An 8,023-nucleotide genomic window follows, 5' to 3' on the forward strand; every position below is an offset into this window, starting at 1 on the left:
CCACACTCATGATCTAACGCACCATTTAAGATGAAACAATCCAGTAGGGTGGGTTAGACTTCTAGAATTACTTACTGTCAAAAATATTGAACAATCTGTCTAACACACAATTTTAGATATGTCAGTCTACTGCTATACTGACACACCTAAAAATTTTAGCAATTAACAATTAACCATTAATAATTACCCCTTTTTAAAAGAAGGGGATTAACAGTTAAGGAAAATTTTTGATTTTATCCTCTAAAAAGGGGAGGCTTTAAACCAAGGTGTTTAATTATTAATTATTAACTATTAATGATTAATTATTTGGTAAGCACTTGTAGAATTAAGTATTAACGCAGCTTATCCCCAGAAGCAACTCAACCAAGCCTTATTGTTGGGTTTCCTACGTCAACCCAACCTACACTTATTACTTCTTATTTCCCAAAGTGTGCATTGACTATTTATTAACATCCTATCTAAAATTTATTACTGAAAAGTAAATAACAAACTAATTCCTACTACTGCCACTAATACTCCAAAAACTGACCTAATACTTATTTTTTCTCCCATTTGAGCAGCAACGGGAATAATAAATATTGGACTGGTAGCTAAAAGAGTTTGAGCGATACCTGCGGGAGCAAATTTGAGAGAAGTTTGTTGTAACCAAATAGCTAAATAAGTACCGCCAAAAGTTGCAATAAAAATTCCTCCTACAAGTTTCATTGACCAGTTAATTTTCCCTAACTCTCCCTGGTTTATCCTCTGTACAAACAACAACAATACAACAATAATTGTGCCTCCAATTAATCTGAATAAGGTACTCCATAAAGGAGTAATATCTGAGGAAAGTAAAGCAAAACGGGAAATAATTGCACCACTAGAATTAGCTATTGCTGCTAATATTGCCCAAACTATTCCTTGTTTGATATTAATATTATTAATTCCTGCAGCAGGAGTTCTTTCTGAAATTACCCAAGCTACACCTATTCCTGTAATTAAAATTCCGCACCAAGCACCAAAAGTTAATTGTTCTTCTAGGAAAATTAAACCTAATAAAGCAGTTATTGGAGGAGATAAAGTTGCCATCAGGAGAGTTCTTCTTGCACCCATATTTTTGAGGGCAGAAAAAAATGCAGTATCTCCTAAACCAATACCAATAATACCGCTCATTAGAAATAAATTAATCGTAACTAAGTTTAGTTCTGTCTGAAGTTTACCACTAATAATTAAAGTAATAAAAATCAGAGCGATCGCTATTAAACCTTTGAATAAATTTAATTTTAAGGGAGATATTTTTTGACCAAGTAAACTATAACCAGCGGAAGATATTGCCCATAAAAATGCTGCACTTAAGGCAGCTAGTTCACCTTGAAAATTATTAATCCATTGTTCCATAATTTTTGATATGAAGGAAGAATGTGGATGGAAGAAGGAAGAAGGAAGGTAGAATAACGAACAAGTTGTTCATTAATGGATAATTACCTCTGGTTAAAACCGTTACGGAATTGAATATAAGGAAATATTATTTTTTCCCCTTGTAGAGCGACAGCTCGTGGCGCAGCCAAGGGGAGGCTAATCAAGCTGAATAATTAATGATTATTAATTATTCGGTCAACAGTATGTTTTGACTCCTTTATCAGCTATTACATTAGAATATTTTGACTATCAAACAATTTATTTTTGACAGTCTGTTTGTGAGAAAGCGGGAAAAAGGAAGAAATTGTTCAGCAATTAACAATGAACAATTAATAATTAATAATTACCCCTCCTCAATAATTAACAATTAACAATTAACAATTAACAATTAACAATTAACAATTAATAATTAATGACTATCACGGCGCTTAGGAGCAATATATAAACTATTTACCTAGCACTCGCCCTCGGAATATATTAATTCTTCATTACAAAGGGAGGCTTTAAACCTTAATTGTTGAATGAATAATTAATTATTGACGCTTCTACTCTTAATTATTAATTATTAACTATTAATTATTAATTATTCGGTAAACTGTTCCCTGTTACCTATTCCCTATTCCCTCCTAATATTAAGAATTTCCACTTCCTAGAATATACAAACTTAATAATGTTCCACTATTCCATAAACTATGTAAAAACATAGAAGACAAAAGATTACGAGACCTGGTATAAACTACCCCTAAAATTATTCCCAAAACTGCTAAAGGCAACACTTCAGAAATATTCAAATGAGCCATAGCAAATAAAAAACCACTTGCGACAATTGCTCCCCAAATAGGCATATATTTTGTCAAAGAAGGTAACAAAAATCCGCGAAACATAACCTCCTCAAAAACTGGTGCAGCAATAGAAGCAGTGACAAAAAATAGAGTTAAAGCTAAACCATCTTGCCCGTTTAAAGCAATAGGTAAAATAGGGTTACTGCCACCTTGACCTTGCCATAATTGTTGATTAATTAGAGATATTAAAATTACCATTGGCAAAGCTACAAAATAACCACCTAAACCCCAGAAAAACCAACCACCGCGTAAATCAAATTTAAACCAACCTTCTGGCAAGGGAAAAAATGACTTTAATGATAAATACAATACTAAGAAACCGCCCAGAGAAAACAAAATATAAGTACCAAGAATATACCCCGCTTGTACCCTAACTCCCATCATTGCAGGTTGCACATTTGTGAAACTTTTAAAAATCTCTAATCCTAAAGGAATCATAATTTGTCCGACTAAGAAAAAACCTACGACAAATACTTGTAAAATTGTTTCACCATCCCAACTTACTTTCCAAGGTAAATCGGCATTTTTTAATAGTAAAGATTCTTTTCCAGAAATCAACCATTGCACTCCTAAAAATATTAGTAATCCTACTCCGAATACTAATCCCATTCCCGGTACACCAGCAACAATTGCTAACTTTAATACTGATTGTTTTGCTATTTCTTGTTCCTGGTTTTCTAGTTCTGCTAAAGCTTCTTGTCTTTCCTGTAATTTGTATAATTCTTTTAAAGCACGATAGCGAAACCATCCATCTAAATTTTGTTGGATTAAAAATTCTGCATTAGGTAAAATTTTGGCTGGTCTACCCCATATTTCTGCTAATACTTTTGCTGTTTCTCCTAAAGATTGATTTGCTGTTTCTGAATCAGTTAAATTTTGCCAACTTTGCCTAGCTTCATTGATTTGATTTTTTTCCACTTGCAAAATGCCAATACTAATATCAAATTCATTGATTAGATTTTTTAACTGATTAATATTATCGTTTAGCTGTTGCTTTTGTGCTGATATCTGCTCTTCTAAAGGCAAAATTTGTAATTTATTTTCTTGTTTTTCCAGTTGTTTTTGAGCCGAATCACGAGCATTTTTGTACTGTATTAATCCAGCTTGATAAGAGTCATTACCAATCAAAGCTTGACTAGCTAGATTAAAATTTGTACTGTCTAAATCTTCAGGCTCCCATTCCGCAGCGTGCAACAATAAATTTGTCTGATACAACTCCAGACGACTTTGAATTTGTGGCTGAGTTACACTACTAATTAAAGAAAAACTAATAAAAGCGATCGCTACAATAGTCAGAATAGTTAAAATTAACTTTTTAATTGTCATTCATATCTCCCTAATTCAATACTATTGAAATTACTGTAGCGTAAAAGTTTTTAGAGTATACAATTACTTTTGACTTTTGTTTTTTTAGGAGCTTAATAAAATGAAAATGTTTGTGGTTTTCCACTTCATCTATTACGGATGGAATGACTTGATCAGGAAAAAGCCACCATTTTTTTTGGTGCTTCACAGGATGAAAATATTTCTGGTATTTTTCTACAGAACAATTCTTGTATCAGAGCGATCGCCTCTGAGTTAGAAAAATAGTTGAATAAATAGTCATGTATATGGGCGAGTAGCACCCAATAAATTTTATTGTATCAGAATTTTGGTGATGATGCAATCGAAAATCCTTTGAGGCGCCTTTTTTTTCAGGAGCTTAATAAAATGAAAATGTTTGTGGTTTTCCACTTCATCTGGTACGGATGGAATGACTTGATCAGGAAAAAGCCACCATTTTTTTTGGTGCTTCACAGGATGAAAATATTTCTGGTATTTTTCCACAGAACAATTCCTGTATCAGAGCGATCGCCTCTGAGTCAGAAAAAATAGTTGAACAAATAGTCATGTATATGGGCGAGTAGTACCCAATAAATTTTATTCTATCAGAATTTTGGTGATAATGCAATCGAAAATCCTTTGAGGCGCCATTTTTTTCAGGAGCTTAATAAAATGAAAATGTTTGTGGTTTTCCACTTCATCTATTACGGATGGAATGAAATGACTTGATGAGGAAAAAACTATCTTCCTTCTTCCTTACTTCCTTCAGCTATAAGATCAAAAACAGTGTAAAATGCAGTCTATTCCACAGTTTCCAACCAACCCAATAATCGAAATTATCAATGAGTACCCGTGTTATCCTTGTGCGTCATGGCCAAAGCACCTATAATATAGAACGTCGAATTCAAGGTCGCCTTGATAAGTCAGTTCTCACAGAGACAGGCCAAAATACTGCTCGTCAGGTAGGTGAAGCTCTTCAAAACCTAAAATTTGATGCTATCTATAGCAGTCCTCTACAAAGAGCTAAACAAACTGCTGAAATTATTTGCTCCTGTTTAGACTCTCCTCCTCCAATCGAAATCAAAGAAAACTTAAGAGAAATTGATTTACCTTTGTGGGCAGGAATGTTGCGTGAAGAGGTAATTGATAAATATCCAGAAGATTATAGTTTATGGAAAAACCGTCCCCACGAACTCTGTATGGAGGTCTCAACACCAGAAGGTCAAATCAAGCATTTTCCTGTATTATCTCTGTTTGACCAAGCTCATCAGTTTTGGCCAGAGATTTTGACCAACAATGTTCATAAAACTGTTCTGGTTGTTGCCCATAATGGCATTAATCGCTGCCTCATTTCTACAGCTTTGGGAATACAACCATCTTATTACCACTCAATTCAACAATCTAACTGTGGCATTAATATACTTAATTTTACTCCTCCTTATCCCTCTTTTTCTGGAGAATATGAACCAAGAGGATCTGTACAGTTAGAATCAATGAATCTCACTACTCAGATTGGTGAAAAGTTTCCTAAACCTAGGGATAAACATCAAGGTCCCCGGTTGTTACTGGTGCGCCACGGTGAGACTGACTGGAACCGAGATGGTAAATTTCAGGGACAAATTGATGTACCACTTAATGATAATGGTCGGGTGCAAGCTGGCCAAGCTGCCGAGTTTCTCAAGGATGTACATCTAGATTTTGCTGTAAGTAGTTCGATGTTACGTCCTAAAGAAACGGCGGAGATTATTTTGCAGCATCACCCAGATGTAGAGTTAAAGTTATATGATGGTTTATGGGAAATTAGCCACGGTCTTTGGGAAGGAAAATTTGAGTCAGAAATTGAAGACGGTTTTCCTGGGTTATTGAAGCAGTGGAAAGAATTTCCAGAAACGGTACAAATGCCAGAGGGGGAAAATTTACAGCAAGTTTGGGAAAGAGCGCTGGTTACTTGGAAAGAGATTGTTCGGTCGGTTTCTGGTGTTGGTATTGTAGTTGCCCATGATGCTATTAATAAGGCTATTCTTTCTCAATTATTTGGTTTGGAACCCCAACATTTCTGGAATTTTAAGCAGGGTAACGGGGCGGTTAGTGTCATTGATTATCCTCAAGGCCCAGATGGACCTCCCGTATTGGAGGTAATGAACATTACTTCTCATTTGTCCGGGGGTATTCTTGACAAAACTGCGGCAGGGGCGTTGTAATTTCAGTTATCAGTTATCAGTTATCAGTTATCAGTTATCAGTATCTCCTAGCTATTGGATCGGGATTGAAATACTGAAGCTTATTTTTTTCATCCTCTTGAAAAGGAGGAGGCTTGAGACCTTATTTCTTGGTCAGACAAGAAACGGGGTTTATTTCCACAAGGAATATTCTACAGGACTTATACGGGCGAATCCAGAAACCTAGTATATCCTAGATGTTTATTGTTAAAAACAATAATTTATCCTAGAAACCGGGTTTCTTTACATAAGTCCTAATTCTATTGTAAGTATTCAGCTATTAGCGGTCAGCTCTCAGCTTTTTAATAAATAATGTAGTTCGAGAGAATATTAAGGTTAACTGATAGACTTTTACTCATACTTTTAATTCTATAAAATCTCTAAATAGCTTTTTCCTGCTTTATATCATGTCCGGTTGAACAGTTATAAATAAACTACTCAGTCCTCAGTCCTCAGAATTCAGAATTCAGGAGGGAAGAAAGAAGAAAAGAAGGAGAAAGTTGTTTATCACGCTCTTATCCGGACATGATATTACAAGGTAATGAAGCTGATAGCTTTTAGGGTTTGCGGAGCATTCCGCAGTAAAAGAGGCTAGCTCACGGCTGAATCCTTACATTCTATTTATTACTTATTACTTATTACTATAGATGATTAATCTTAGACAGCAGAAATGTTTTTGCAGCGGTTCCCTTTTCCCTGCTGTAATAAACATCTTCAAATAATAAAAAATAAAATCAAATGAAATGAGCAGAAATATTCGCCTTTTCCCTTCTTATTCTCAAAGAGAAAATCAGACTACAAATCATTGTCTGCTGATTCTCAAAATGCTTTATGAAGAAAATCCCAAATTTTTATCAGAAGTTTTGAGCAAATTATTAGGTGAAGGTTTATCTGGAATAGTAGGAGTGAAATTCACTCAACAAGCAGGAAAAAAACAAAGCATTCCTGATGGGGAAATTACTCAAGAACCTTTTTATATTTTGCTCGAAACAAAGAGAGGAAGTAGTTTGGATGAAGAACAATTATTACGTCATCTAGAAAGTCTTAAGCAAAAGCAAGGTAGAAAAATTCTTATTGCTCTTGCTAACTATGAACAAGATGAACCTAAAGCTCCGGCTTTTTCTAATGTTAAAAAGACTGCTGAAGCAGATAAAATTTTATTTTTACCAATTAGTTTTGAAGATTTTTTAGAGTCAATCAAACTGAGTAATTTACCCAAAAATATCGCCGATGCGATTAATGATTTAGAAGAGTATTTTAATGAAGAAGATTTGCTACCTTCTTGGAAATATCGTCTAGATGTTGTTAATTGTGCTGGAACTTATGATGATGTAATTAAACATAAGATATATGTTTGTACAGCCAAAGGTGGTTCGTATAGTCATCGTCGTAGTCTTTATTTAGGAGTATATCGAAATAAACAAGTAGACTGGGTTGCCAAGATTGAAGCAGTTGTGGATATTGAGTCAGAAGAAGAATTTTCTATTAAGTGGAAAAATATTAATAAATCTGATGAAGAATTAGCTGAAATTGCTAGAATTCGTCGTAGTTATTTAGATGATTCACAGTATCCAGCACGAGTATTTTTACTAACTGATTTACATCCAACTGATTTTTTGTAAAACTACCCCTGGAGGTATGCAAAGTAGTAAACAATACTTTGATATTCGTAAATTTGATATTGGTGACGTGAAAGACGCTAAAGATTTAGCCCAAAAATTACAAGGTAAAACTTGGGAAGAATATAAATAAAAATATACAGAAAAATAAGGAGTAGAAAGTAGGGGTAAATAATGGATAATTGATAATTACTGCTCTACCGATTGAATATACAAGTCTTTAGATATAATTTTTTTAGCCTTTTTAGATCTGAAATACCTTGGTTTTAAGCTTTTAATGTACGGTTCGGTGAAAAATCAAAATTTTTTCATTTTATAGCGGTTTTCACAAAGGTAGACTACAGAGAAAAACAGGTATGTTTGAAATTTGATCAACTACAGTTTTAATAGTTGTATTCTATATTAATGAAAACCGCTATAGCTGTATAGTTGGGCAAAAAAATTACTTTCCTACTTCCCTACTTCCCTACTCCCTAAAAAAGACTTTTTCAGCAAACCCTAATTAGCTCTCCCTGAAAGGAATAGGATTGAATAAAGAGAAATTTTTTTCTTGTTTCCCCTTTCCAGCCCACATTCCGCACGACAAAATGTAGTATGCAAAGATGGTAAAACTTGAATAAGT

At 34.2% G+C, this 8,023-nt stretch carries 6 protein-coding genes; 2 read left to right on the top strand and 4 right to left on the bottom strand.

The window, feature by feature from the left end:
• Window positions 1-468 precede the first annotated feature (468 nt).
• The 4 genes from ACP6PK_RS23620 to ACP6PK_RS23635 all read right to left on the bottom strand — a co-directional run bounded on the left by ACP6PK_RS23620 (window position 469) and on the right by ACP6PK_RS23635 (window position 4,131).
• Window positions 469-1,377 (bottom strand): DMT family transporter, encoded by a 909-nt coding sequence (locus ACP6PK_RS23620; RefSeq protein ID WP_426563198.1) that lies wholly within the window; start codon window positions 1,375-1,377, stop codon window positions 469-471.
• 653 nt (window positions 1,378-2,030) lie between these two features.
• A complete protein-coding gene (locus ACP6PK_RS23625) occupies window positions 2,031-3,566 on the bottom strand; it encodes a CPBP family intramembrane glutamic endopeptidase (protein ID WP_426563200.1) in 1,536 nt (511 codons plus the stop codon).
• A gap of 152 nt (window positions 3,567-3,718) precedes the next feature.
• Complete coding sequence (locus tag ACP6PK_RS23630; protein ID WP_168186608.1) at window positions 3,719-3,865, bottom strand: hypothetical protein; 147 nt, start codon at window positions 3,863-3,865, stop codon at window positions 3,719-3,721.
• 137 nt (window positions 3,866-4,002) lie between these two features.
• Entirely contained in the window at window positions 4,003-4,131 is a 129-nt protein-coding gene (locus ACP6PK_RS23635; RefSeq protein ID WP_256386629.1) for a hypothetical protein, read from the bottom strand.
• Between the two features lie 274 nt (window positions 4,132-4,405).
• Here ACP6PK_RS23635 and ACP6PK_RS23640 point away from each other — a divergent pair, with 274 nt between their 5' ends.
• Together ACP6PK_RS23640 and ACP6PK_RS23645 are read left to right on the top strand one after the other, a co-directional pair.
• A complete protein-coding gene (locus tag ACP6PK_RS23640) occupies window positions 4,406-5,764 on the top strand; it encodes a histidine phosphatase family protein (RefSeq protein ID WP_094675343.1) in 1,359 nt (452 codons plus the stop codon).
• 761 nt (window positions 5,765-6,525) lie between these two features.
• On the top strand, window positions 6,526-7,404 hold the full coding sequence (locus ACP6PK_RS23645) for a hypothetical protein (RefSeq protein WP_426563203.1): 879 nt from the start codon (window positions 6,526-6,528) through the stop codon (window positions 7,402-7,404).
• Window positions 7,405-8,023: the final 619 nt, after the last annotated feature.

Source organism: Dapis hubbardiae BLCC-M172, assembly GCF_050016015.1.
Taxonomy (GTDB): Bacteria; Cyanobacteriota; Cyanobacteriia; order Cyanobacteriales; family Microcoleaceae; genus Trichodesmium.